The 25843-nt window shown below is 69.3% G+C and carries 18 protein-coding genes and 1 pseudogene; 12 read left to right on the top strand and 7 right to left on the bottom strand.

Annotated features, from left to right (window positions below):
• Positions 1-3: 3 nt before the first annotated feature.
• The 4 genes and pseudogenes from EAO72_RS35450 to EAO72_RS35435 all read right to left on the bottom strand — a co-directional run bounded on the left by EAO72_RS35450 (position 4) and on the right by EAO72_RS35435 (position 4274).
• A complete protein-coding gene (locus EAO72_RS35450) occupies positions 4-1344 on the bottom strand; it encodes an FG-GAP repeat domain-containing protein (RefSeq protein WP_148021129.1) in 1341 nt (446 codons plus the stop codon).
• A gap of 244 nt (positions 1345-1588) precedes the next feature.
• Positions 1589-2722, bottom strand: coding sequence for an alpha/beta hydrolase (locus EAO72_RS35445; protein ID WP_148021128.1), 1134 nt, complete (start codon positions 2720-2722; stop codon positions 1589-1591).
• A 138-nt stretch (positions 2723-2860) separates the two neighbouring features.
• Positions 2861-3328: pseudogene (locus EAO72_RS35440) on the bottom strand (sugar nucleotide-binding protein); the annotation flags it as partial.
• Positions 3329-3542: 214 nt separating this feature from the next.
• Positions 3543-4274 (bottom strand): TetR/AcrR family transcriptional regulator, encoded by a 732-nt coding sequence (locus EAO72_RS35435; protein WP_410090558.1) that lies wholly within the window; start codon positions 4272-4274, stop codon positions 3543-3545.
• Between the two features lie 104 nt (positions 4275-4378).
• Here EAO72_RS35435 and EAO72_RS35430 point away from each other — a divergent pair, with 104 nt between their 5' ends.
• Genes EAO72_RS35430 through EAO72_RS35395 form a run of 8 tightly spaced genes read left to right on the top strand, consistent with a single transcriptional unit; the run spans position 4379 to position 16543 of the window.
• Entirely contained in the window at positions 4379-6208 is a 1830-nt protein-coding gene (locus EAO72_RS35430) for a glycosyltransferase (protein WP_148021125.1), read from the top strand.
• A gap of 11 nt (positions 6209-6219) precedes the next feature.
• Positions 6220-7314, top strand: coding sequence for a UDP-glucose 4-epimerase GalE (gene galE, locus EAO72_RS35425; RefSeq protein WP_187285319.1), 1095 nt, complete (start codon positions 6220-6222; stop codon positions 7312-7314).
• A 4-nt stretch (positions 7315-7318) separates the two neighbouring features.
• Positions 7319-8638, top strand: a complete 1320-nt coding sequence (locus tag EAO72_RS35420; protein ID WP_148021124.1) for a UDP-glucose dehydrogenase family protein — start codon at positions 7319-7321, stop codon at positions 8636-8638.
• Positions 8635-9642, top strand: a complete 1008-nt coding sequence (locus tag EAO72_RS35415) for a UDP-glucuronic acid decarboxylase family protein (protein WP_148021123.1) — start codon at positions 8635-8637, stop codon at positions 9640-9642. The genes EAO72_RS35420 and EAO72_RS35415 overlap by 4 nt, the downstream gene beginning before the upstream one ends.
• 5 nt (positions 9643-9647) lie before the next feature.
• On the top strand, positions 9648-11291 hold the full coding sequence (locus tag EAO72_RS35410) for a right-handed parallel beta-helix repeat-containing protein (protein ID WP_148021122.1): 1644 nt from the start codon (positions 9648-9650) through the stop codon (positions 11289-11291).
• 17 nt (positions 11292-11308) lie between these two features.
• Positions 11309-14542 carry a putative bifunctional diguanylate cyclase/phosphodiesterase gene (locus EAO72_RS35405; protein ID WP_261991733.1) on the top strand — a complete coding sequence of 1078 codons (3234 nt, stop codon included), beginning with the start codon at positions 11309-11311 and terminating at the stop codon, positions 14540-14542.
• Entirely contained in the window at positions 14542-15795 is a 1254-nt protein-coding gene (locus tag EAO72_RS43525) for an aminotransferase class I/II-fold pyridoxal phosphate-dependent enzyme (RefSeq protein ID WP_261991732.1), read from the top strand. The genes EAO72_RS35405 and EAO72_RS43525 overlap by 1 nt, the downstream gene beginning before the upstream one ends.
• Before the next feature lie 7 nt (positions 15796-15802).
• Positions 15803-16543, top strand: coding sequence for a class I SAM-dependent methyltransferase (locus tag EAO72_RS35395; protein ID WP_148021121.1), 741 nt, complete (start codon positions 15803-15805; stop codon positions 16541-16543).
• Here EAO72_RS35395 and EAO72_RS35390 read toward each other — a convergent pair.
• Positions 16530-18329 carry a glycoside hydrolase family 15 protein gene (locus EAO72_RS35390; protein ID WP_148021120.1) on the bottom strand — a complete coding sequence of 600 codons (1800 nt, stop codon included), beginning with the start codon at positions 18327-18329 and terminating at the stop codon, positions 16530-16532. The genes EAO72_RS35395 and EAO72_RS35390 overlap by 14 nt on opposite strands.
• A gap of 388 nt (positions 18330-18717) precedes the next feature.
• Between EAO72_RS35390 and EAO72_RS35385 the strand changes: the two genes are divergently transcribed.
• The 3 genes from EAO72_RS35385 to EAO72_RS35375 all read left to right on the top strand — a co-directional run bounded on the left by EAO72_RS35385 (position 18718) and on the right by EAO72_RS35375 (position 21601).
• The gene (locus tag EAO72_RS35385; RefSeq protein ID WP_148021119.1) at positions 18718-19629 is read left to right on the top strand and encodes a UTP--glucose-1-phosphate uridylyltransferase; all 912 of its coding nucleotides are present in this window, start codon (positions 18718-18720) and stop codon (positions 19627-19629) included.
• Between the two features lie 334 nt (positions 19630-19963).
• Positions 19964-20854: an aminoglycoside phosphotransferase family protein gene (locus EAO72_RS35380; protein WP_148021118.1), complete on the top strand. Its 891-nt coding sequence runs from the start codon at positions 19964-19966 to the stop codon at positions 20852-20854.
• Positions 20855-21019: 165 nt separating this feature from the next.
• Entirely contained in the window at positions 21020-21601 is a 582-nt protein-coding gene (locus EAO72_RS35375; RefSeq protein WP_148021117.1) for a GNAT family N-acetyltransferase, read from the top strand.
• Positions 21602-21815: 214 nt separating this feature from the next.
• Here the strand turns inward: EAO72_RS35375 and EAO72_RS35370 are convergent, their stop codons facing one another.
• Both EAO72_RS35370 and EAO72_RS35365 read right to left on the bottom strand, forming a co-directional pair.
• Positions 21816-23588, bottom strand: coding sequence for a glycoside hydrolase family 3 protein (locus tag EAO72_RS35370; protein WP_148021116.1), 1773 nt, complete (start codon positions 23586-23588; stop codon positions 21816-21818).
• Positions 23589-23597: 9 nt separating this feature from the next.
• Positions 23598-24884, bottom strand: a complete 1287-nt coding sequence (locus EAO72_RS35365; RefSeq protein ID WP_148021115.1) for an MFS transporter — start codon at positions 24882-24884, stop codon at positions 23598-23600.
• 150 nt (positions 24885-25034) lie between these two features.
• Between EAO72_RS35365 and EAO72_RS35360 the strand changes: the two genes are divergently transcribed.
• Positions 25035-25688 carry a TetR/AcrR family transcriptional regulator gene (locus EAO72_RS35360; RefSeq protein WP_148021114.1) on the top strand — a complete coding sequence of 218 codons (654 nt, stop codon included), beginning with the start codon at positions 25035-25037 and terminating at the stop codon, positions 25686-25688.
• Positions 25689-25843: the final 155 nt, after the last annotated feature.

Genomic DNA, 25843 nt, shown 5'->3' with positions numbered 1-25843 from the left:
TACCTACGCACGTTGGTCGTTGCCCGGGGTGACCGGGAAGGATGCCTCGTCGCGGCCCGTGCCGTCGGTGATCCACCATCGGTCGTCGCCGAGAAGGGTCAGTTCTGCACGGCCGTCCCCGTCCCAGTCGTGCACGGCGAAGAGCGTGCCGTCGGCGGGGCCGTCGTCACCCCGCGCGGACCGCTCGATGGCGTGCCAGGGCTGCGATCCGAGCCCGTACTCGGAGCCGCCCCGCAGCACCTCGATCCGCGCGTCCCCCGCCTCCTTCTTCCGGGTGAGCTGTACGGCCAGGTCGTCGCAGCCATCGCCGTCGAAGTCCCCCACGGCAAGCCCGGTGCCGAAGCCCTCCTCGAAGTCGCCGCCGTCCATGGTGACCCACTTCCCCGGCTCCTTCCCGTAGCGGACGCCGACCTGGCCGCGCCGGTGGGGTGTGTCGACCTCGTCGTAGCTGTCGACGAAGCTCCGGCCGATGGCGATGTCCTGGCGCCCGTCGCCGTCGAAGTCGCCGAAGACGACGTTCTCGCCCTCCGGCAGCCGCTCGGGTTCCTTGCTCAGACCGCCGGCAGCAGGGCCGCCGCCGGTGAACAGCAGGGGCGGATCCCACGGGGAGTCGTAGAGCGCGAGATCGGTGGCCCGGTCGTCGTTAGCGTCCCCGGCGACCAGTACGGGTGAGGCGCCCTCGTGGACCGGGCTGGGGAGCTCCACGGTCCTGACCGGGGCGCCGGAGCGCTTGAACGGTCCCGTGAGGACGACCAGTTCCCGGGCCTCGCTCGAATCCCTGAACACCGCGAGGTCGGTGTGGCCGTCCCCGTCGAAATCGCCGGCGACGGGCGCGGTGTGATATCCGCTGCCCGGCAGTGGCAGACGCCCGTGTGCTCCGCCGACCCGCGGGCCCTGGGGGCCGCCCCACAGGACCTGGGCGGCGCCGCTCACGACGAGGTCGGCGTGGCCGTCCTCGTCCAGGTCGGCGACCGTGGGCCGCAACGGATCGTCGCCCGTCTGGACGTCGTGCGGCACACCGAGGTCGTCGTGGGCGAAGACGGTCGTGCGGTCGGGGTCGGGACCGTGCTCGGAGCCGGGGACGACGAACAGGTCGAAGTTCTCCGTCTCGGAGACCTCGTGCACCAGATCGACGAAGCCGTCCCCGTCGAGGTCCGGAGTCGCGGGCGCGGCCTCACGTGCGGAATCGACCGCCCGGCAGGGGCTGTTGGGGACCGCACGCACGCCGCCGGACGGCCGGAGGACGAGGAACGCCACCACCGCCCCCACGACGAGGCAGGCCGCCACGGCGTGCCACACGCGCAAGGGGCGGAAGAACGGACCGCCTGCTGTCAAAAGGTGCATCAGCCCACTTCAGGGGCGTGGAGGCGGCCCGCACAAGGAAACGGATCATTTCGTTACGGGGACGATGCATGACGGCCCCGCCCTCCTTCTCCCCGCCCTCGGGTGCGTACGACGCTGAGCCAGGGCTGCTTCCGGCGGGATCCCCCACCATCCGGGCAGCCCGCGTGCTTCGGCCCGCGACAGCAGGACCGGAGCGGGCCGTGTCCGGACACGTATCCGTCGACTCACCGTGCGGGAAGCGGTCCTAGCTCGACTGCTTCCGGAGCGTCACCCACGCGGCGAAGTCCTCGATTCCGTCGATGAGCGCCTCGAACCGGAAGGAGTGGAAGAGGTCGAAAGCATGGTGGGCGCCCGGCAGTTCGACGTACGCGACCGGCGAGGTGGAGACGGAGCGCAGAGCGGTGACGAGGGCCTTGGGATTCTCGGTGTCCACCAACTCGTCCAGGTCCCCGTGGGCGATGAGGAACGGCGGCGCGTCCGCCCGGACGAGGTTCACCGGCGAGGTCGCCGGGTCTCCGTCGAAGTACTCCGCGAGAAAGCCGTTGAGCACGACGGCGGCGGTCACCGAGGTGTCCGCCTCCTCGAACCCGGGCTGATAGGCAGGTTCATTGGGGGTGAGTGCGGCCTGAGCCGCCATGTGCCCACCTGCGGAGCTTCCCGCCACGAACACCGCCGCCCCGGGCGCCGCGCCGTACTCCGTCGCGTGTTCGCGCGCCCAGACGATGACCTTCTTCGCGTCGATCAGATGGGCGGGATGCGGGAAGTCGGGCCGCAGCCGGTAGTTGGCGCTGATGCAGACCCAGCCCTGACCGGCGAGCCGGTAGAGCAGAGGCAGCGACTGAGTGTCCTTCCGGCCCTGGTCGTAGTGGCCGCCATGGAAGTGGATCAGCACGGAGCCGCCCTCGGGGCGCGAGCGGTGGTGGTAGACGTCCAGGAGGTTGCGGCGCCCTCCGTCCCCGTAGCTGAGGTTGCCCACCCGCCTGACGTCCCGGCGGCGGCGGAAGACGGGCCTGAGCAGGATGCGTGCCAGCGGTGGCCGGCGGTGCGTCCCCGTGCCGGAGCCGAGCGCGTCGTCCAGGGCGACCCGCACCACGGACGCCGCCCGCGCCCCGCGCAGGGCGACCACCACAAGCCCGGCAGCCGCGACCACGGCCACGGCCACGTTCACCCGGTCGGGGGTCGTGGCGATATCGCCCTCCGAGTAGGCCAGCGCCGTCGACGCCACCAGCGCGTAGACAACGACGTGCGGGATCTCGTTGAAGACCAGGCCGAGCCGGTAGCTGAAGTAGAAGAGCGGCTTCGGCCCGCGTATGCGAACCAGGCAGAACACCACGATGAGTACGGCCAACACCACGGTCACCAGATAGCCCACAGCCACCACAACACCCCGTTCGGCACTCGACCCGACCAACCCCGTCCGTGATACCACGGATGGGACCACCCGGACCGGGTGAAGTACCCCTGGCCACCGCCCACTTGTCGCCTGCCGCCACTGTGCTGCGGCCACCGGGCACCCTCAGGCCGGGGCGCCCGAGGACACCGGGCCGGCAGGCTTCAAGAACTGCCTGGCACCGCGCAGTGCGGTACGCAGCTGCCCCTGGGTCCGCCGGCTGTCGAGGCGGACGTCGAGGGCGCCGGGACCAGCGCTGTCGGCCCGCAGCGCCATGGGCAGACGGGCGGCATCGAGACCGTCGCGCTCGGCGATGAGGACGCCGAGGTCGTGGCGGCTCAGGGCGTCGGCCCCCGCAAGATGGTGCATGCCTCTCGCGCCGCCCGACGCCAGCTCCAGTACGGCGGCCGCCAGGTCCGAGACATAAACCGGACAGCGGATGTCGTCGGTGAACAGGGCGCCGTCGACAGTGCCTTCGGCCAGCCGGTGCACCAGGCGCTCGTGCACGGAACGCCCGTGGCCGATGATCAGCGACGTGCGGGCGACGGCAGCCGCGGGATGCACGGCCAGGACCCCGGTCTCCGCCGCGGCTCGCCACTGTCGTGTGCCCTGCCGCTCTCGTCTGCCGGACCAACTCGGTCCCCAGAAAGCCGGAACCCCCAACGACCAGAATTGTCATGCGCGTAACCGTAGCCCCGTGGACCCCACGGCGAAGACGGTCACCCCGGCGTTCGGGCGACCGTCTTCGCCGTCCGGCCGAACAGGGCGACTACGTCTCCGGCCGCCGGACGTAGCGGGCGCGAGAGGGTCACGGTGCCCCCACCCCCCTCAGCAGGGCCTCGAGGCCGGCCGCAAGCTCCGCCGGGCCACCCCGCTCAGCCATCCCGACGGCCGTCACTCGCAAGCGAGGCAGCTCGCGCACGGGCAGCCGGTGCAGACCCAGCCGGAATGTGGGGTCGGGTTCGTCCGCCTGATCGTCCATCGCCCTCAGCTCCACGAGCAGGAATCCGAGCAGCCAAGCGGTGAAGGCCCGATGGATGCGCACGACCTCGCCGTCGTCGAAACCTGCATCGTGGAGCAGTGCCAGAACGCGTTCGTCGCTCCGCAGCACCGACAGCGGCCGCTGGGCCATGGGGGTGGACAGCAGACGTGTGGCCAGCAGCGGCACCACGTTGGGGTGCAGGAGGGCCACGCCGTAGGCGGTCAGCGCAATGTGGTGCAGCTGGGCCAGCCAGTCGGGCGTGAGGGAATCCCGGAGGTCCTGCTCCGGCGGGGGGGTTCGCTCCAGATTCCGGTCCAGTTCTTGACAGAACACCTCCACCAGCCCGTCCAGCAGCGCGTCCTTGCTGGGGGCGTAGCGGTAGAGAGCCATCGCCTCCACGCCCAGTTCCGCGCCGAGCTTGCGCATGCTGAGGCCGGAGAGCCCGTCGCGGTCGACCACGTCGAGGGCGGAATCCAGCACCCGTTCCCTGCTGAGCCGGCCGTAGCGCCCCCCGTCGCCCGCTCTTCGCCCCGGCCCACGCTCGGCTTCGTTCACGATGACCGCCTCCGGTTGACATATGGGAACAATACGCCCAAAGTCGTACGTATATGACGTAAACATACAGCGTCAACGTACGACGTAGACACCAGGAGCGTCCTGTCATGACGCACAGTGATCTGAAGCCGCAGGATCTCGTCCAGATGGAGCACCACCTGGCGCGGATCTCGGAAGGCAACGTCGTACGGATCTCCGACGATGGCCCCACTTTCGCGCACCCCTACCGGGCCCGGACCGTTCGGCGGACGACCTTCACTCCGGTCCTCCCCTCCCGGGACCGGGCGGTACTGTGGTCGATCGCCGCCTGCTGGCTGGTGTCCTTCCTGTGGTTCTGGTCGTGGTGGCTGCAGCCGGAGCACAGGGCGGGCTGGGCCGGACTCATCATCAACAGCCTTCTTCTGCTCTACCTCACCGCCATCCCCTGCTACTTCTTCATCGCCGCGCTGCGGTTGCGGCGGGTCGACCCACGGATGCCCATTCCGTCACTGGCGGTCGCCTTCGTGGTGACCCGCGCCCCTTCCGAACCGTGGCCCACCGTCCGCCAGACCCTGCTAGCCATGCTGGCCCAGGACTATCCCCATGCCTACGACGTCTGGCTGTGCGACGAGGACCCCACCGAGGAGATCGAACAGTGGTGCCGCGAGAACCGCGTCACCATGTCGTGCCGACGCGGTGTCCTCCCTTACCACCGGGCGGGATGGCCCCGCCGGACCCGGTGCAAGGAAGGCAACCTCGCCTACTTCTACGATCACTGGGGCTACCGGCGCTACGCGGTGGTCGCCCAGCTGGACTGCGACCACGTGCCCGCCCCAACGTATCTCGCCGAGATGGTCCGCCCGTTCGGTGACCCCGCGATCGGTTACGTCGCCGCGCCCAGCATGTGCGACGCCACCGACGCCGCGTCCTGGTCGGCACGTGGCCGGCTCCATCGCGAGGCCATCTGGCACGGCGCCGTGCAACTGGGCCACAGCGACGGGCTGGCCCCGATGTGCATCGGATCCCACTACGCGGTACGTACCCGGGCCCTGCGCGACATCGGCGGTCTTGGGCCCGAGCTGGCCGAGGACTTCTCCACCACCTTCCTGCTCAACTCGGCAGGCTGGCACGGCGCCTTCGCCGTCGACGCCGAGGCGCACGGCGACGGGCCGCTGAACTTCGCCGACATGGTCACCCAGGAATACCAGTGGTCCCGGAGTCTCACCACGATGCTGCTGGGCCTGCTGCCCCGCCACCTGAGGCGGCTGCCCGTGATTCTTCGTCTACGGTTCGGCTACGCGCTGGCCTACTACCCGCTCCTCGGCCTGATGATCGTGTCCGGCCTGATCCTTCCCCCGGTGGCGGTGATCACGGGGCTGCCGTGGATGAACGTCAACTACTTCGACTTCCTGCTGCACTTCTGGCTCATGCCCGTATGGCTGCTGCTGACGCTCGGCCTGCTGCGGCGCCGACAGCTGATGCGTCCGCGTACCGCTCCCCTGATGAGCTGGGAGACCTGGCTTTTCACGGTCGCCCGATGGCCCTACGTCGTCTGGGGTCTGTTCGGCGCGGCACGTCAGAAGTTCTGGCACACACAGCTGACTTTCAAGGTCACTCCCAAGGACACGAGTGAGCCCGGGACACTGCCGGCGCGGCTGACCTCACCGTTCGCGACCATCGCCGTGCTGCTCTCCTCGGCCGCCCTGTACGGGGAGCTGACGGGTCCGTCAGCGGGATACGTCTTCCTCTGTCTTCTCGGAGCGATCGTCTACGCGACGGTAGCGCTCGCCGTTCCCCTTCTTCATGTACGGGAAGCGGCCAGGGCCTCCGGGACGCGCTTCTTCGCCGCGCTGCGCACCGCACGCCTGTCCCTGGGCATCGGTCTCCTCTCGTCGCTGCCCGTCATCGCGGCAATCGTCTTCTATCCGGCCTACGCGGCCGCCGTCCTGGGCTGGTGAGTGCAGTGACCATGAACGCACGCTCACACGCGCACAACAGGGACGGCCGCACGCGTTCGCCCGCCACGATTCTCGTCACCGGCGGAGCGGGCTTCATCGGCTCACACGCCTGCGTCGAGCTGCTCGACCATGGCTACGAGCTGATCGTGGTCGACAACTACTCCAACAGCAGCCCACAGGTCTTCGCCCGTGTGCAGCGGATCGCCGGCCGTTTCGTCGGCGCCGTGTACGAGCTGGACATCCGTGATCGGCGCGCCCTTTCGGCAGTCTTCGACCGCCACTCCGTGGACGCCGTCGTACACTTCGCCGCTCTGAAGGCCGTCGGTGAGTCGACACGGATGCCCGTCGAGTACTACGACGTCAACGTCGGCGGGACGACGTCGCTGCTGCGGGCGATGCACGAACACGGGGTGAACCGGCTGGTGTTCTCCTCGTCCTGCTCCCTGTACGGCGATGCGGGAGGCGGACGGCTCAGCGAGACGTCCCCGGCCCGCCCCACCAACCCGTACGCCGCCTCGAAGTGGGCCTGCGAGCAGATCCTCACCGACGTGTGCCGACGGATACCGGAGTTCACCGCGCTCTCCCTGCGGTACTTCAACCCGGTCGGCGCCCATCCCAGCGGACTGATCGGGGAGGACCCTACCGGGACGCCGGACAACCTGATGCCATACCTGGCGCAGGTGGCCGTCGGCCGCCGCGCGCGCCTGCCCGTCTTCGGGGACGACTACGCGACTCCCGATGGAACACCCGTCCGCGACTACCTGCACGTCATGGACACGGTGGAGGCACACCGTGTCGCGCTGGACCACTTCGCCGACGGCCCGGGGATGCATGTGTTCAACCTCGGCTCCGGCCGGGGCTGGTCGGTCCTCGACGTCGTCGCGGCCTTCCGTGAGGCGTGCGGCAGGTCCATCCCGTACGACATCGAGCCGCGCCGCCCCGGAGACGTGACCGAACTGGTCGCCGACGCGGCCGCGGTGGCCCGCGCCTGGGGGTGGAAGCCCGCACGGGACCTGGCGGCCATGTGCCGGGACGCGTGGCGGTTCCAAAAGCTCAACCCATCCGGCTATGCCGGTCCTTCCGGCAGTGCAGCCCCAAAGGAGTGATGTCATGCGAATGACCGTGATCGGAACCGGATACGTGGGCACGGTGCACGCCGCGTGCATGGCCGACATAGGCCACCAGGTCCTCGGAATCGACATCGACGAGGCACGGATCGCGTCGCTGGCGGCAGGCCGCGCACCCATGCACGAACCCGGACTGGACGAGCTCCTCGCCCGTACCGTCGCTTCGGGAAGGCTGCGCTTCTCCACGTCGCTCGCCGAGGGCGCGGAGTTCGCGCGGACGCACTTCGTCTGCGTCGGCACTCCGCAGCGCCCCGACAGCGAGGCCGCGGACCTGCGGTACGTGGACGCCGTGGTGGACGAACTGGCACAGCATCTGCGGCCGGGAAGTCTGGTGGTGGGCAAGTCCACCGTGCCCGTCGGCACGGCCGCCGCCCTCGGCGGACGGATCGCGGCGTCCACCCGGGACTGTGAAGTCGCATGGAACCCCGAGTTCCTGCGTGAAGGCTCCGCGGTGCAGGACACCATGCGGCCCGAACGGATCGTGGTGGGTGTCGGATCTCCGCACGCCGAGGCGGCCCTGCGGGCGCTCTACGAGCCGCTGGTGCGCGCGGGTGCGGAGTTCTTCAGTACGGACACGGCCACGGCGGAGCTGGTGAAGGTGGCCGCGAATTCCTTCCTCGCGACCAAGATCTCCTTCATCAACGCGATGGCCGAGGTGTGCGAGGCGGCCGGCGCCGACGTGACCGTCCTGGCCCGCGCCATCGGTGCGGACTCGCGGATCGGCCACCGCTTCCTGGATCCGGGGCTCGGCTTCGGCGGGAGCTGCTTCCCGAAGGACATCCGGGCCTTCGCGGCCCGCGCCGAGGAGATCGGCGCCGGTGAGGCGGTGTCGTTCCTGCATGAGGTCGACCGCATCAACCTCCGCCAGCGGCAACGCACCGTCATGCGCACCAGGCAGCTCGTCGGCGGTTCCTTCGCCGGCCGCCGGGTCGCCGTGCTCGGCGCCTCCTTCAAGCCGGGCAGCGACGACGTTCGTGACTCGCCCGCCCTGGCCGTCGCCTCCGCCCTGCACAAGGAGGGTGCGAGCGTGCGTGTACACGACCCGGAGGCGCTGGACAACGCGCGCACGGCCCTGCCCGACCTGACATACTCGCTGGACATCCCCAAAGTGTGCGAGGACGCGGACGCGGTCCTGCACCTCACATCCTGGCCGGACTACCGGCGGATCGACCCGCTGGCCCTCGCCTCCGTGGTCCACTCCCCGGTCCTGCTGGACGCACGCAACAGTCTCGACGCCCAGCCCTGGCGCGCGGCCGGCTGGTCGCTGCACGCACTGGGCCGCCCCACGGGAGGCACATCATGAAGGTCGTCGTCACAGGGGGTGGCGGATTTCTGGGATCCCATGTCTGCGAGGCACTGCTGCGCAGAGGTGACACCGTGTGGTGTCTGGACAACTTCTCCACGGGCGAACCGGAGAACGTCGCCCACCTGTGCGCGAACCCCCGGTTCCGGCTCCTGCCCGGTGATGTCACCGCGGCCATGGAGATCCCGGGTTCCGTGCACGCCGTCGCCCACCTTGCCAGCCCGGCGTCTCCGCCCGACTATCACCGGCTGCCGCTGGAAACACTCTCGGTCGGCAGCCGCGGTACGGAGAACGCCCTGCGCCTCGCCCTGCGGCATGAGGCCCGGTTCGTCCTCGCCTCGACCAGCGAGGTGTACGGCGACCCCGAGATCCACCCGCAGCCCGAGGAGTACTGGGGCCATGTCAATCCGGTCGGCCCCCGCAGTGTCTACGACGAGGCCAAGCGGTACGCGGAGGCGCTGTCCACGGCCTACCGGCGCAGTCAGGGCGTCGACGTGGGCGTCATGCGGATCTTCAACACCTACGGTCCCCGGATGCGTCCGTACGACGGCCGCGTGGTGTCGACCTTCATACGCCAGGCGTTGTCGGGCGGACCGCTGAGCATCTACGGCGACGGAAGCCAGACCCGCAGCTTCTGCTACGTGTCCGATCTCGTGCGCGGAATCCTGGCCATGATCGACCGGCGCGGCCTGAGCGGACCGATCAATCTGGGCAATCCCGTCGAGCACACCGTACGGGAGCTCGCGGACCTCGTCCTGGGTGTCACCGGGTCGCGGTCACCGATCGAGTACCTCCCGCTGCCGGTCGACGATCCCTGCCGCCGTCGTCCCGTCATCGAGCGGGCCCGCCAGGAGCTCGACTGGGCACCTGTGGTCCCGGTCGAGGACGGTCTGCGGCACACGGCTGCCTGGTTCACCGACAGCGCTCGTGCAGCGCTGCCGAACGAGCCGCTCCAGCCGGTCCAAGGGCCGGGCCCCTCCCGCGTCGAGTCCCTGAAGGCCTGATCTCCATGCACCGGACAGCCGCGATGACCACTCTGGCCGCCGCGATCATCGTGGCCGCCGGGAGCGGATGCAACGACACCCCCCACTACGCCCCGCCGCCCGCCACCTACTACGTCAGCCCCGGCGGGAACGACCGGAACTCCGGTACGTCGCCGGGCGAGGCGTGGCGGACCCTGCGGCGCGCCGAAGGCACGGCCCTCGAACCCGGCAACAAACTGATGCTGCAGGGGGGCGCCCGGTTCACCGGGACGCTGACCGTGGGGAAGGGGGAAGCGGGCGACGCGGACCGGCCCGTGGTCATCGGGTCGTACGGCACGGGGCGGGCGACGGTAGCGGCGACGGACGGCCCCGGCATCTCCGTGCACGACACAGCAGGCGTCGAGATCCGGAACCTCGCGGTGTCCGGGAAGGACGGCTCCTACGTCCGCGACGGCGGCATCAATCTCTACAGCGACCTGCCGGACGGCAAGAAGCTGGACCACGTTTCCGTGTCCGGCGTAGAGGTCTCCGGGTTCCGCGCGGGCATCGCGATCGGAGGTACGGGCGGAGGGTCGGGGTTCGAGAACGTGACCGTCAGCCGTTCCGAGCTGCACGACAACCGAGACGTCGGACTGCTCACCTACGGTCCTGCCTTCGACGCCGCCCATCCCACGTACGCCCACAGCCGCATCCGCATCGTGGACGTGGCGGCCTACCACAACACCGGTGACCCCGCCTCGACCACGACCCATTCAGGCAACGGCATCGTCCTCGGCAGCGTCCGCAACGCGACGGTCCGCGATTCGCACGCCCATGACAACGGGAGCCGCGCCGCCGCCGAGGCGCCGGCCGGCCCGGTGGGCATCTGGGCCTACGACGCCACGGGCATCCTCCTGGAGCACAACACCTCCTACCGCAACCACACCGGCTCCCGCGTCGACGGCGCGGGCTTCGGTCTCGACTCCAACGTCTCGGACTCGACCGTGCAGTACAACCTGGCCTTCCAGAACGACGGCCCGGGGTACTACGCGTACACCAGCAAGAGGAACGGCGCGCACAGGGACAACACCATCCGCTACAACATCTCGGCCGACAACGGACGCAAGCTGCCCGCCAAGGGCGCGCTGGCCGTCTACGGCAAGGACGTGCGGAGCCTGGACATCTATCAGAACACCTTGGTCGTGCCACGCTCGCCCAACGGCCCGGGACCGGCGGTCCTGCTTCGCGCCGGCCTGTCGCACGTCACCGTGCGCAACAACATCCTCGTAGCCGACGGTGCCCCGCTGATCGTCGCAGCGAAGGGTCTCACCCCGCGTCACGCAATTCTGCAGGGCAACAACTACTCCCCGGGCTCCGGCTCCTGGAGCGTGGACTGGGCAGGCCGAACGTACGGAAGCCTGGCCGCCTGGCGCACGGCGACAGGCCAGGAGCGCACGGGCGGAACGCCCTCCGGTACGGCCACGGACCCCTGCTTCGCCGGCGGCGCACTGCCACGGATCCGTTCCGCCGAGGATGCGCCACTGATCATCCCCGACTGCGCCGCCCCCGTGGGCGCGGGACTCGATCTGCACGCCCTCTTCGGAACGGACCCCGGCACCGTCGACTATTTCGGCAAGGCTTCCGGAACGCCGCCCCCCGTCGGCGCGGCGGTCCCGTCGGTCAAGGACTGAGCTGTCAGGCACGACTCGTGCGCGACGCGACAAGATGCAGGGCCCTCCGGCGATACCTACTATCGGATGGGAGGCGCATGAAAGTGACCCGGACACGAGGACTGATGACCGCCTACGTGGTCCTCGTTGCCGGCCTCACCAGCGTCTATCTGACCGTGCCGGACGCTCTCGCTCCCACGTGGGCGCTGATCGGCCTGTCGAGCGTGGCCGCTGTGTCGGTGGGCATCCGGGTCAATCGGCCCGCGCACCCCTGGCCCTGGTGGACCCTCGCGGCGGCGTTGCTCGCCTTCACCGCGGGCGACACCTACTACAACAGCCTCGAAGCCTATTTCTCGGCGGCCAACCCCTTCCCGTCCCCTGCGGACGCCTGCTATCTCGCGACCTACCCGCTCTTCACCGTGGGGCTACTGGGCCTGGTCCGTCACCGCGTGACGGAGCGTAACCTGTCGGGCCTGCTGGACGCCCTGATCCTCACCACGGGCCTCGCGCTGCCGGTCTGGGTCTTCCTGGTGCAACCGCTGGCCCACGTCGCGGACCTGACGTGGGTACAACGGGCCACCAGCATCGCCTATCCGCTCGGCGACGTACTGGTCTTGGCGCTGCTGGTCCGGTTGCTCACGCTGGGGCCTCACCGGAGCCGCAACCGGGCGGTACAGTTCCTCGTCCTCGGCACTCTGACCCTGCTCTGCTTCGACATCGCGTACGGGATTCTGCAGCTCAACGGAACGTGGCAGGCGGGCTCCGCCCTGGACAGCGGCTGGATCGTCTTCTACACGGCCTGGGGTCTGGCAGCCCTGCATCCGTCCATGACCGAACTGACGGCGGGCGCGAACCAGCCGCAGTCGTTGCTGCCGCCGCCCCGGCGGCTGTTGCTGCTGTCCGGCGCAGCCCTGATCGCCCCCGCGATCCTGCTGTACGAGGGGTCGCACGATGCCGCGCGGGGCGTAGCCGTCATCGCCGCCTTCTCCGGTGTGCTCATCATGCTCGTCATTCTGCGGCTGTCGGACATGGTCGTCGTGCACCGCAAGGCGATGGCCAGGGAGAACGCTCTGCGTTCAGCCGTCACCGCCCTCGTCGCAGCCATCACACCGCGGGACATCGCCCGCGCCTGCGACCTGGCGGTGGCGGAGCTGTTCGGGCCGGCGGTACCGCACGCGAGCATGCTTCTCTGGGCGCCGGGCATCGAGAGCTCCGCCGGGGCGGATGCCCGTACGGGCGAGGCGCCTCCCGGATCGTCTGCCGTGCTCTCCATCGACAAGACCTGCCTGACGCCGGTCGACCGTCTCGGGCCGGGGCTCGCCCCCCGGCTGGGGCACCTTCGGACCGCCCTTCTGTGCCCCGTGACCGAACCCGACCGGCCGGCCGGGGCCGAACTGCCGGGCGTCCTGCTGGCCGCCGGATCCGAGAAGCGGCTGAGCGAAATGCGCAGCTCGCTGGAGATCCTGGCCTCGCACGCGGGCCTGGCGATGCAACGCATGTCGCTCCGCAAGGAGATCAGCCGTCGTGAGAACGAGGCTTACTTCCGCACACTGGTGCACAACGCCGCGGACGTCATCCTCATCGTCGGCTCCGACGACACCATTCGCTACGCGAGCCCGTCGGCGCGTCAGATGTTCGGCGCCGTCCCACTCGTCGGCGTATCGCTGCCCGAACTCGTCACGGAGCAGGACAGGCGCAGAGCCGGCTGGGCGCTGGCCGCCATGCGCGACGGAGACCGAAGCGAACCTCAAGGCCACTGGGGCATACAGAACGGCAGCGACCACATCGAAGCACAAGTGCACTTCCGCGACCTGCGGAGCGACCGTACCGTTCGTGGGCTCGTCGTCACCCTGCGCGATGTGACAGAACAACTCCACCTGGAAGAGGAACTCACCCAGCGGGCCTACCACGATTCGCTGACAGGACTGCCCAACCGGACGCTTTTGCTGGAGCGGCTCGAACGTGCGCTGTTGCGCGGTGGCCGCCAGGCGTCCGTCACCGGCATCCTGTTCATCGACCTTGACGACTTCAAGATCGTCAACGACAGCATGGGCCACCTGGCCGGGGATCAGCTTCTGACCGCCGTGGGCGGCCGCCTGTCGGAAACCGTGAGGCGCACGGACACTGCGGCGCGGCTGGGCGGAGACGAGTTCGCCGTGCTGATGGAGAACGCGAAGACACCCGTCGACGCCGAACTCCTCGCCGCTCAGGTCATCCAGACGCTGAGCCGCCCGTTCCGTCTGCCGGGGGGTTCCGTCAGCGTCTCCGCCAGTATCGGGGTCGCCACGACCGTCGACAGCGCCGACACAAGCGAGTTGCTCAGCCATGCCGACCTGGCCCTGTACTCGGCCAAGATCGCCGGCAAGTGCCAGTGGCGCCACTTCCAGAACCGTCTCCGGGACCGCATGCTGGAGCAGCACGAACTGCGGACGAACCTGGACACGGCGCTCAGCCAGGAGGAGTTCGCGCTGCGCTACCAGCCCGTGGTGGATATCGCCGGGGGCGAGGTCGTCGGATTCGAGGCGTTGGCCCGATGGCCGAACCCCCGGTCCGGTCCGGTGCCGCCGCAGCAGTTCATCGCACTCGCCGAGGAGACCGGGCACATCACTTCGTTGGGGGCCTGGGTCCTGGGGAACGCCACCTCGGACATGGCGGTCCTGCAAAGGGCCGCACCCGGCAATCCGCTCTATATCAGCGTCAATGTGTCGGCCCGGCAGTTGCGGGACGCGGACTTTCTGGACAAGGTGCGCCGGGCCCTGGCCACTCCCGGCCTGGCTCCGGGGTCGCTGCAGCTGGAACTCACCGAAACGGTACCTGTGCGGCCGGACCGTCAGATCGAGGCCGTGATGCGGAGCCTCAAGGATCTGGGCGTTCGCATCGCGGTCGACGATTTCGGCACGGGATACTCCTCGCTGCGCTATCTCCGGGACTTCCCGGTCGATGTACTGAAGATCGACAAGTCTTTCATCGACGAAATCACCTCCGACCCTCAGCAGATGGCCCTCGTCGAGGGGATCGTCACCATCTCCGACACACTCGGTCTTCAGGTCATCGCCGAGGGCATCGAGGACCGTGGGCAACGCGATCTGCTCGCCCGGACGGGCTGCCGGTTCGGTCAGGGCTTCCTCTACGCCCGTCCGATGACCCTCCAACAGGGTGATTTCCTCCTGCGCCATCCCGCAGGGGACTGGCATCTGCCGGGCAACGGGCACCGGCAAAGGCGCGTGGAACCCGTCAGGACCCGTGGGCCCGCTACCGAGAGGGAAAGCTGATGCCGCACACAACTGTGGGAACGACCGGCGTCCGGCCCGACCCGCGCTGGGGTGATCTCGAACATCTCAGGCAGACGAGCCCGATGACCGACGCGGTGCTCGACGAGGTACGGGGCAGACACATCCGCTGCGGGAACCACTGGCTGATCGATTTCGCGTCCTGCAACTATCTGGGCTTCGACTACGACCCCGACATCATCGCCGCGATCGAGCCGGCCGTACGACGCTGGGGAACACACCCCAGCTGGTCACGGCTGCTGGGCAGCCCCCGAATCTACCCCGAGATCGAGGAACGGCTCACAGCTCTGCTGGAAGCGCCGGACACACTGCTGCTCCCGACGGCCACGCTGATCCACGCCTCGGTGATCCCGATCCTGGCGGACGGTGGAGATGTCTTCGTCGAGGCCACTGCGCACCGGACCGTGTACGACGGGTGTGCGGGGGCGCGGGGCCAGGGCGCCACGCTCCACCGGTTTCAGGGCGATGACCCCGGCCAACTCGACACCATGCTGAGGGCCGTGCCGTCACGCGCCGCGCGGCTCGTCTGTCTGGACGGCGTGAACAGCATGAGCGGCAACATCCCCGACATACGTGAGCTGGCCGCTGTATGCCGGCGAAACGGTGCCACCCTCTACATCGACGACACCCACGGCTTCGGGGTCATCGGCGAACGGCGGCCGGATGAGCTCAGCCCCTACGGAGCACGGGGAAACAGCGTCGTCCGGCACACGGGCGAGTCGTACGACGAGATCGTGCTCGTCGGCGGTTTCTCCAAGGCGTACTCGTCGCTGCTGGCCTTTCTCGCCCTTCCCACCTCGCTCAAGTCGCTGCTCAAGGTCGCCGCCGCCCCTTACCTCTACTCCGGTCCCTCGCCGACCGCTTCCCTGGCCACCACGCTCGCGGGTCTGGAAGTCAACGACCGCCGTGGCGATGCCATCCGCGCCGACATCCACCGCAAGACCGCCACGGTGCTCGACCACGTCCACGGCCTGGGCCTGGACACACCCAATACGGACGGGCTGCCGATCGTGGAGATTCCGCTCGACGACCCCGCGGACCTGGATGCTGTCGCCCTCTCCCTGTGGGACAGCGGCATCTACGTGACGCTGGCCGCCTATCCCCTCGTGCCGCGCGACCGCGTCGGTTTCCGCGCCCAGATCACGGCACTGAACTCCGACGACGACATCGCAACCCTGTGCGAGGCACTGACGCGGCTCAGCAAGCAGTTCGCACTGCGGCAGCGGGAAGACTGAGGCCGCCATGCACAGGACACCGACGTACAACGACGATGTGGACTGGGACAGCTGGCCCGTTCAGGACTATCTCGCGGAGAACTACCGGGAACTCCACCCGTCCGACGCGGCCGTCATCGCACACCACAGCGCCTTCTATCGGCGGCTGGCACCGGGCAGCGCCGCGCGCTCGGCCGAGTTCGGGGCCGGACCCAACCTGTATCCGCTCATGCTGGCCGCCTCCGCCAGCCGGCATGTGGACGCGATCGAGGCAGGCGCTGCGGGGGTCGCCTATCTGAACCGGCAGCTGAACCTGGGCGCCGACCCCAGCTGGGATCCCTTCTACGCGCTGTGCCGGGAACTCAATCCGCAGCTGCCGCCGACGCTGTCACAAGCCCTCTCGGTGGTGCACGTCGTGCACGCCGACGCACGCGGACTGCCCCCCGGCACCTACGACTTCGCATCGATGAACTTCGTTGCTGAGGGAGTCACCGAGGACTACGACGAATTCAAACAGTTCTGCGGGCGATTCGTACGCTGCGTGCGCCCCGGCGGGCGGGTGGTCGCCGCCTTCATGGAGAACATGCCCACGTACCGCATCGGTCCGGCATCGCAATGGCCGGGCTGCCCGGTGAACCGTCGCCTCGTCACCGAGGCCTTCGCCCCCCTGACCCGGCAGCTCGCCGTCACCCGGATCGACTCGGACTCCAGCCTTCCGGATTACGGGGATTCCGGAATGGTGCTCCTGACGGCGGTCAGGCCGGTGTGACTCCGGCGCGCTGGAGGGCGAACGCCGTCTCCACAAGAGCGATGTGGCTGAACGACTTCGGAGCGTTCCCCAGCTGGCGGCCCGCCTGGGGGTCCCACTGCTCCGACAGGAGACCCACATCGTTACGGACAGCGAGGACCCGCTCGAACGTGTCGCGCGCCTCGTCCAACTGGCCGACCCCGGCGAGGGCCTCGGCATACCAGAGGGAGCACGCCACGAACGTGCCCTCGGACCCACGCATGCCGTCGATGCCGTGTACGCCACTGCCGTTCGATGCGTAACGCCGCAGGAAGCCCTGGTGATCGAGGCCTCGCATCGCCGCGACGGTGCCCCGTACCCGTTCGTCGTCCGGCGGAAGAAAGCCGAGCCGCGGGATCAGCAGAGCTGACGCGTCGAGCGAGCCGGACCCGTAGGACTGGACGAACGAGCACCGCTCCGCGTCCCAGCCCTCGCGGCACACTTCCTCGCGCACGGCGGCGCGCATCGCCCGCCACTCCCCCGACGACCCGTTTCTGCCGAGGAGAGCCCCCATGCGCAGGGCACGGTCTGCGGCGACCCAGGACATGATCTTGGAATGGACGAACTGCCGTTGAGGGCCCCGCACCTCCCACAGGCCTCGGTCCGGATCACGCCAGTGCTTCTGGAGGTAGCGCATCATCGCGTTCACGAGGCTCCACATGTGGCCCTGCACGGGTATGCCCGCGCGGAGGGACCGGTAGAGGGCATCGATGACCTCGCCGTACACATCGAGCTGGAGCTGGCCCGCGGCAGCGTTCCCGAAACGTACCGGGCGCGCCCCTTCGTATCCGGGCAGCCAGAGGGCTTCGGTCTCCGGCAGCCTTCGTTGCCCTTCGAGCCCGTACACCGCCTGCAGGTCCGCCGGTTCACCTGCGATGGTGCGCAGCAGCCAGTCCAGCCACGCCGTCGCCTCTTCCCGGTAGCCGCTGCGCAGCAGGCAGGACAGGGCAAGCGATGAGTCACGCAACCAGCAGAGGCGGTAGTCCCAGTTCCGCTCTCCCCCGATGCATCCGGGGAGTGAGGTGGTGGGCGCCGCGATGATGCCGCCCGTGGGTGCGTAGGTGAGCGCCTTCACGGTGATCAAGGACCGCACCACCGCCTCGCGCCAGGGTCCCTCGTAGCGGCACTTGGATGTCCATTCACGCCAGAAGTCCCCCGTCTCCTTCAAGGCTGTCTCCGCCGGCACACACAGTTCGACGGGCGGGTCGTTCAGGTGCGACGGAGCCCATGCCACCATCAGCGTCAGACGCTGACCTGCCGATACGGCGAACTCCGCAACGGTGGAGCCGTCTGAGTCGAGGAAATCCACGGGGGCGTCGGCACTCTGCCACAGGGCATCCGGGCCGGCGACGGCCACGGTGCAAGCGCCTGCCGGTCTCACCCAGGGGACCACGCGCCCCTGATGGAAGCGTGGTCTCAGTTCGCTGCGCATGGTGACACAGCCCGCAATTCCCTCGACCGTGCGCACCAGCCAGGGCGAGTTGCTGCGTGGCGGCATGAAATCCGTGACACGCACGGCTCCGGTTTCGGTCTCCCACCAGGAGTCGAGGATCAGTGTGTCGTCGCGGTATCCCCTGCGGGAACATGCCTGTGCGCCTAGGGGCGCGATCCGCCAGAAACCGTTACTCCCATTGCCGAGCAGGGCGGCGAAACACGCCGGTGAATCGAACCGTGGAACGCAGAACCAGTCGACCGAGCCGTCGTTTCCGAGCATGGCGGCAGTCTCAAGGTCACTGATGATGGCGTAGTTCTCGATTGCGTTGCTCATGATCGCACTACGCCGTGGTACACAAGCCGCTGCCTCCAGCGTACGCCACATTCCTTTCTCAGCTGACGCACAAAAGGGGCTGCCGTGGCGCTCCCGTGACCCCGAGACGTGGCGCAGGGGTGCAACTAAACTGAAGGGGTATTTCCTGGAGCGGGCCGGGCCGCAGTAGGTGCCCACGCTCGCGGGCAGGAGCAGCGTCGCTCCGACACAGGACGCGATCGAGCGCAGGATGCGATCGAGTCTCCCTGCTCGATCACCAAGAAAGAAGTCGCCCGGCGGGCCAGGGCCCACCGCTTTCCCTCGCCGGATCCGGCATCTGAGCTGCCGCAGTCGGCAGCGTCTTTTGCCGTGCTGCCGGCGTGGCGATCGCCCCACAGAGAAGGCCACCATGCCCCAAAGGATCCATCGGGCCGTCATCCCTGCCGCGGGTATCGGCTCCCGGCTGCTGCCCCTGACCAAGGCCATCCCCAAAGAGATGCTGCCGATCGGAGAAAAGCCGGTCATCGAGCACACGGTGTGTGAACTCGTCGCCTCCGGAATCACTGACATCACGATCGTCGTATCTCAGGGGAAGGGGATAATCCAGGACCATTTCCGGCCGGCGCCGGCACTGGTCGAGCAGCTCCGCGCCGACGGGAAGACCCAATTCGCCGATGCTGTGGAGGAGGTCGGCGCTCTGTCCCGCCGCGGTCACATCACCTATCTCGACCAGCACGGCCCGTACGGCAACGGAACACCCGTCCTCAACGCCGCCCACCACTACGGCGACGAAGCCATGCTCGTGTTGTGGCCGGACGATGTGTTCGTTTCCGAGGTTCCCCGTGCCCAGCAGCTGATCCGCGCCTACGAGGCGATGAGCTGCCCCGTACTGGCACTCATGCCCATGGACCGCGCCGACGCGCACCGCTACGGCGTCCCCGTCGTCAAGGAGGACCTGGGGGAAGGAACCCTGCGGATCACCGGGCTGGTGGAGAAGCCCAAGCCGGCGGACGCACCCTCCGATTACGCCGCCATCGGCGGATACGTCGTCACCGCCGGCATCATCGACGAACTGCGCGAGCAGACCCGCCGCTGGCACGCCGCGGGGGACCCGGCCGCGGAGGTGTACCTCACCGACGCCATCAACGCCTACGCGGCAACTCGCGCGGCGTACGGGCAGGTTATCCAGGGCCGCTGGTTCGACACAGGGAACCCTTCCGCATACCTCGAAGCCCAGTTCGCGACCGCCCTGAAGCACCCCGAATTCGGTCCACGCCTGCGCGAACTCGCCCGGAACCAGGAACCCGGGATCAGTACCTGAACTCCACCAGAACGCCCCGGCCGGCCTTCCGTGAGGGACCGGGCGAGCCGGAGGGCGCCCGGGTGGGGCTCCGGTCGAATCTCACGAGCCCCGGCAGCACGGACGTCAACTCTTGTTTCTCAGCTCCGCGGGATCCTGGCTGCGTGTATCGCCGGACACGGGCGCCTCCTGACAGTGCGACCGGAGTGGTGTCAACAACCCGACGCCCGGGCCGACGTGGCCGCGCCCGCCCACCCTTCTTCCCTGGCACCGGCGCAGTGCGGCTCGCGCGCACCGCCTCATTTCGCAGAGCGGGTCACGTGCTCCGCCTGCCGCCTCAGTAGTGTGACGTCGCATGACCGAGATCGAGATCACCGCAGAACTGGTCCGCGACCTGCTGCGGGAGCAGCACCCGGACCTCGCGGGGCTGGCCGTCCGGGAGGTGGAGGGTGGCTGGGGCAACCAGATGTGGCGGCTCGGGGACGAGTTGGCCGTGCGCATGCAGCGTATGGACCCCACTCCCGAGCTCCAGCTGAAGGAGCGGCGGTGGCTACCGGTGCTGGCCCCGCGCCTGCCGGTCCCGGTGCCGCTCCCGGTGCGGTTCGGCGAACCGTCGGAGCGTTTCCCGAAGCACTGGACCGTGATGACGTGGGTTCCCGGCGAGCCGCTGGACCACGGCTCGATCAGCCGCGGCGATCACGCGGCCGACACGCTGGCGGGATTCCTCCGGGCGCTCCACGTGGAGGCTCCCGCGGATGCACCGGTCTCCACGGACGTCGGTGCCCGTCCCGGGAACTGCGCGGACGGCTTCGAGCACTTCTTCCAGGCTGTCGGCCCCCACGACATCGCTGCCGAGATCCGGGCCGTCTGGGACGACGCCGTCGCGGCCCGGGCGTGGGAGGGCCCGCCGGTCTGGGTGCACGGCGACCTGCATCCCGCCAATGTCGTGGTCGCGGACGGAACGCTCTCGGGCATCGTCGATTTCGGTTCCATGGTCGCCGGCGATCCGGCGTGGGACCTCGCCGCCGCATGGGTGCTGCTGCCGGCGGGCACGGCCGCACGGTTCTTCGACGTGTACGCACGCGCGGACGAGGCGGCGATCCGGCGCGCCCGCGGTCTGGCTGCCATGAAGAGCCTGTTCCTGATGCTCATGGGGCAGAACGGGGACCGGGGCCTGCCCGGCGGCAAACCGCATTGGGGACCGGCGGGCCGGGCCGCGCTCGCTCGTGTGCTGAAGGGTGTCTGACACTCGCTCCCGAGGCCCGGTTCGTGCTCACGGGTGGTGGGGTTCCGCAGGCGCGTGCGCGGGTGCACACAGGATCTGCTGTTCGGCGGTGCCTCGGCCACGGCGTCCGGACCGGGGTCGGATATTCGGTTTCCGTCCGCCCCGTGAGGCCACAAGATGGTGGGCATGACTTTGGCCACGCCCGTGCTGCACACCTCTCGCCTGCGACTGCGGCCCTGCACCGACGCCGACGCGGACGCCCTGTTCGCGCTGCACAGCAACACCTACGTGATGCGCTACTGGGACTCCCCGCCATGGACCGAACGTGCCCGTGCCCAGCGCTTCATCACGATGTGCCGGAAGATGGCGGACGAAGGCACCGGGGCACGGGTCGCCATCGACCGTGCTTCCGACGGGGCCTTCGTCGGCTGGTGCGGCCTGACCGGATGGAACGCGGACTTCCGCAGCGCGTCGTTGGGCTATGTCCTCGACGAGCCGATGTGGGGCCACGGCTATGCGACGGAAGCCGCGCACGCCTTGCTGCGGTGGGCCTTCGACACACTGGATCTGAACCGGGTTCAGTCCGAGACGGATACCCGCAACGTGGCTTCCGCCCGGGTGCTGGAGAAGACCGGGTTCGTGCGGGAGGGAACGTTGCGGGAAGACTGCGTGGTGAACGGCGAGGTGTCCGACTCGTGGGTGTTCGGCTTGCTCAGGCGGGAGTGGCAGCCGGCCGGGCCCCTGCCGGCCGGCGAAGTGCGGCGTTGAGTCCGTCCCCGGCAGGGACCGCGTCCGGCCGGGTTTTCCACGCGTTGGCCTCTCCCCCGGCGGCTCGATCTCCGAGGCGACAGCGGCCGGTGACCTGAGCCGTGGGTCGCCCCGCGCGGAAGGGCCGGCGCCGCGTGGGCCGGGTCGGTGAGCGCGGGATCGAGCGCTGCCGGTGTCGGTCCGGCACCGCTCGGTCCCGCCTGCCGCCCGACGGCTACAGAGTCAGCCCCGCCCCGTGCGGGAACAGCGGGTTCTCCGTGTCGTCGGGGACGTCGGGACGGGAAGCCCTGACGGCCTCCATCGAGCGGGGAAGCTCGAAGGGCAGCCGCCCCTCAGGCCTCGACCGGCCGAACACCACGTCCAGCAACGCGGCGTCGTCGGCGCCGTAGTCGGCGACCAGGGCGGCCGCCCGCTCCGCGATCTCCGGGATGACCGCGGCCCGCTCCAGGTTGACGCAGACGACGGTCGGTACCTTGTCCAGCAGATCGAGGACCGGCTTGAGTTCCTCGGGCGTGAACTCCAGCGTGCCCGAGTGGAAGAACGACTCGAACCTGTTGGTCCGCGGCTCGTACGGGGTGCTGAGGCGCAGCACAGCGAGATCCGCCTGGCCGGGATCGGCCACCACTTCGCCGTATTCCACGGCCACGTCCGCCGTCACGTTCTCCACGTACAGCTTGGGGCGGCCCGCCACCGGCAGTCTCCCGCCGGAGTTGGTCAGGACCGTCAGTGAGCGGCGCTGCGCGCGGGCGCCGGCCTCGACGAAGTCGGCACGACCGACCGTCTCGTCGGCCAGCTCCGCGTCGACGTACGGGGCGTCGAAGAGGCCGAGGACGAACTTCTCGCGCAGGAGGCGGCGCAGCGACTGGTCGAGCCGGGTCTCGGGAACGAGGCCCGACTCGACCAGCTCGATGATCAGGTCCGTACGGTCCTCGCCGCCGAACTGGTCGCAGCCCGCGTCCAGGACGCGCGCCGCGCGCTGGAGCTCGGTCATCGATTCCAGGCCCCAGGCCCGCGCCTGGTGCGTCTCGCCGAAGATCTCGGCGTCGCTGATCAGGCCCCAGTCCGTGCAGACGATGCCGTCGAAGCCGAGCCGGTCCCGCAGCAGGCCTTGTACGACGCCCTTGTTGACACCGAATCCGACCTCTTCCCAGTCGGTGCCGATGGGCTGGCCGTAGTAGGGCATCATCTGCGCGCACCCGGCGGAGATGGCCGCCTTGAACGGCTCCAGGTGCAGATCGCGCATGCCACCGGGGTAGACCTGTTCCTTGCCCCAGGGGAAGTGCGGGTCCTCGCCGTCCTTCTGCGGGCCTCCGCCGGGGAAGTGCTTGACCATGGCGGATACGGAGTGCTTGCCGAGCCGGTCTCCCTGAAGGCCGCGCACATAGGCGCGTACGAGTTCGGAGGTGAGCGCCGCGTCCGAACCGAAGGTGCCGTTCTGCCGGGACCAGCGCGGCTCCGTGGCCAGGTCGACCTGGGGGTGCAGGGCCACGCGGAAGCCGACCGCCAGGTACTCGCGGCGAACCGTGTCCGCGAACTCGTACACGAGCTTCGGATCGCGTACGGCCGCCAGGCCCAGAGGCTCGGGCCAGGCGGAGAACGCGCCCGAGTTGAACGACGCGCCGACGTTCTCGGTGAACGCGTGACGGGGGTCGGTGGAGAGCGTGACCGGGATGCCCAGGCGCGTCTGCGCAGCCATGGCCTGCAGGCTGTTGTGCCAGCGCGCCATGGCGCCGGGCTCGTACGTGCCCATGAGGTTGAAGTGCGTCAGGTACTTGGCCTGGAGCGTGGCCGTGGTGTCCAGCGCGATGATTCCCGGGTCGCCCTTCTCGACCGTGCTTCCGTCCGGGTTCATGACGAGCATGGTGTGGAAGAGCTGGCCCGCCTTCTCGGGGAGCGTCATGCGGGCGATCAGGTCCTCGACCCGCTGCTCCACGGGGAGTGCGGGGTTCTGGTACGGGTGGCCTTCGTTGCGGACGGTGAACTTCATGAGGGGGCCTTACTTGACGGTGCGGATGAACTGGACGGCGAAGGCGCCGAGGACGCAGGCGATGCCGCCGAAGAGGAAGAGGGCTCCGTAGTTGCCACCGGAGCCGAGGGCGAGGAGCGCCGGGGCGATGATCGGGACGAGGGACTGGGGGAGCGCGTTCCCGATGTTGAGCACGCCCAGGTCGCGGGCGGCCTGCTCGGGGTCGGGCAGTACCGATGCGGCGAGTGCGACGTCGACGGAGAGATACAGGCCCTGGCCGAAGCCGAAGACCGCCAGCGCGGCCAGGAACACGGGGAAGGAGTGGGCCGCGGAGATGAGGGCCAGCCCGACCGCGAGGATCAGTGCGGCTCCCAGCACGTAGGGCTTGCGCCGCCCGGAGCGGTCGGAGAGCTGGCCTCCGATGACCGATCCGGCGACGACCGTGACCACCATGGCCAGGGTGCCGACGAAGACCTTGTTCGCGACCTCCGACTCGGCGTAGCCGAGCCGGTCCATGAGGAAGTACGTCTGGTACGAGGTCACACAGGAGATGCCGACGAACACGAGGAAGCGGCCGGCGAAGTTCCACGCGAAGTCGGGATGCTTGCGAGGGCTCACCCAGAAGCTGCGCAGGAACTCCTTGACGCTATACGGGGCGAAGGCGCCCGGGCGGGCCGGGCGGTCCTTCATCACCGCGCAGAGTGTGACCACGCCGGCGACGCCGAGCAGGCCGGGGATGAGGAAGGCGAGGGCGAGGTGGGTGCTGAAGGCGTTCGCCAGACCGCTGCCCGCGATCATCGACAGCGACGTCATCATGCCGACCGTTCCGGAGACGCGGGCGCGCTGACGCTCGGGGACGAAGTCCGGGATGCTCGCGGTGACGGCGGTCAGTGCCGCGTTGCCGCCGACCTGCGCGACGGCCCAGCCGATCATCAGCGTCGGCACGCTGCCGCCGAGCGCGACACCCAGCAGGCCTGCCAAGGCGGCGAGGGCGCCGCCGAGCAGCCAGGGCCGGCGCCGGCCGAACCTGGACGTGGTGCGGTCGGACAGACCCCCGATGACGGGGTTCGCGATCATCGCAAGGACCGCGCCGAGCGCGAGGACCTGTCCGAGAGCGGCGCCCCGGTCGGCCTCGGGCACGATCTGCGCCACCCGCAGGGCGAGGGTCACCATCACCGGCGTGAGCAGGGCAGCCATCACGCCGAACTGCGCGAACGCGAGACCGAGGACCAGCTTGCCGGAGGCGTGCGGCATGGACGCCGGCGGTGAGAGCTCGGGGCTCCCGGGGCCCGGAGCGGCGTCGGAAAGGACTGCCATGGCGGCTCTCCTGAAGATATGGGGACGGCTTCCTTGCCGACCTGGCCCGAGCAGCCTAAGCGCGAAAAGCGAGTAGGTCATAGGTTTTCACCGAGTGGCCTGGGTCACACCTCACCGAGCCCCCGACCTGCGCCGATTACAGTGATCCGCATGGATCGGAACCAGGGCCGGAACCCCCGTACGAACGGAACGAGAGGGAGCTACGCGGTCGGCGACGAACGGCGCGCGAGGATCCTGGACGCCGCCGTCACCCACTTCGCCCGCTGGGGCTTCCACGCCTCCTCGATGGCCCGCATCGCCAAGGACGTCGGCATCACCCAAGGCGGACTGCTGCACCATTTCCGGTCCAAGGAGGACCTGCTCGTCTCTGTCCTGGAACACAGCGACGAACAGGACGTCGCACGCTTCTTCTCCCGGAATCCCGGCAACGCGACAGAGGCCTTCGCGGCGATCCTGGACCTGGCCGAGTACAACGCCGGGCGGCCCGGCCGCACCAAGATGTTCAATGTGCTCGCCGGCGAGGCGGGGGAACCGGCCCACCCCGCCCACGGCTACTTCGAGCGCCGCTACCGCACGGTCATCGACAAGATCACCGCAGTCCTCCAGCGCGACATGGCCGACGGCACAGTGGCACCCGGCACCGACTGCGAGGCCGCCGCCACCGAACTCGTCGCCGTCATGGACGGGCTGCAACTCCAGTGGGCACTCGCACCGGAGACGTACGACATGACGGGCCGGCTGCGCCTCTACGCCGACCGGCTGCTGCGCTCGATCACCGTCGACGGCTCAGGAATGCCGGCCTGACATCGCCCGGCGGCCACCGGCCCGCGGTCCCGCACCGGCCCGCAGTCCCGCACCGGCCCGCGGTCACACACCGGCCCGCGGTCACGCATCGGGCATCAGCCTCGCACCGGGCATCGGCCTCGCCTGCGGTGACAGTCGACCGTGACCGAGAGTTA

Source organism: Streptomyces sp. OR43 (assembly GCF_008042275.1).
Classification (GTDB): Bacteria; Actinomycetota; Actinomycetes; order Streptomycetales; family Streptomycetaceae; genus Streptomyces.
Note: the sequence above shows the minus strand (reverse complement) of the source record. Positions and strands in the feature narration are given on the sequence as shown.